This window comes from Pseudomonas sp. EL_65y_Pfl1_R83, from assembly GCF_963970695.1.
In the GTDB taxonomy this organism is placed as follows: Bacteria; Pseudomonadota; Gammaproteobacteria; order Pseudomonadales; family Pseudomonadaceae; genus Aquipseudomonas; species Aquipseudomonas tritici.
Genome location: NZ_CAXAQI010000052.1, coordinates 1 through 903, shown reverse-complemented (window position 1 = coordinate 903; position 903 = coordinate 1). Strand labels below are relative to the sequence as shown.

The window sequence follows — 903 nt, the reverse complement described above, 5'->3', positions numbered from 1 at the left end:
TCCATCACCAGGCCTTCTTACAAGACTCCCAACCGTTGAGGTGCGTGATGAAATCAAGCTTCTGGAAATCCGGGCACACCCCGACCGCTCAACGCGTCGGTATTCTTTTAAGAAGGCGGGCATGAGCCGCATCAAGAACAGCTTCCCCCCGCGCGAGGAACTCGAACGATTGATCGATGCGCACGGGCATTTGACGATCCGCGCAACCCCCAATGCGGGCGCGAACGACATCCGCCTGCCCGCCGATGGAGCGCCCGCTGTGCTCAACGTGCGGACCACCGTGACGCCCGAGGATGGCAAGGCCAATGACGCGATCCTCGCCTTGCTCGCCAAGGCGCTGGGTCGACCGCGATCGGCGCTAACGCTGGTGCGCGGGGCGACCGCGCGCGACAAGGTGGTGCTGGTGACGCGCTAGCGCGGGAGTATTGCCGCGAATCCCCGTTCGCCCTGAGCTTGTCGAAGGGCCCTCCTTATCCACGATGGTCGTGCGGGGAGAGCAGGGCTTTGATAGGCTCAGCCCGAACGGATTTTATATGGACGACCTTCGCACCACCGACTCCGACCGCGCCCTCGGCTTCACCATCCCGGCGCGCCACGCGCGCGGTCGGGTCGTGCGACTCGGCCCGGTGCTCGACACGATTCTCGACGCCCACGCTTATCCCGCACCGATCGAGGCGTTGCTGGCGGAGGCGCTGACGCTGGCCGCAATGATTGGCTCGACGCTCAAGGATGCGGAAGGCCAGCTCACCATGCAGGCGCAAACCCAGTCGGGAATCGTAACCCTGCTGGTGTGCGACTACAAAGGCGGCGAACTGCGCGGCTATGTTCAATATGATGCCGAACGGCTGGCATCCGCCCCGGAGAACCCAAGCCTGTTCGCGCTGTTTGGCGCTGGCTATCTCG

2 protein-coding genes are annotated in these 903 nt (G+C 64.1%); both read left to right on the top strand.

Annotation, left to right across the window (positions count from 1 at the left end):
* On the top strand, positions 1–415 hold a 415-nt coding region (locus AACY08_RS27525; protein ID WP_339472264.1), incomplete at its 5' end, for a DUF167 domain-containing protein.
* A 118-nt stretch (positions 416–533) separates the two neighbouring features.
* Positions 534–903, top strand: a 370-nt coding sequence (locus AACY08_RS27520; protein WP_339472263.1) for an Hsp33 family molecular chaperone HslO, incomplete at its 3' end; no start/stop codon positions are given.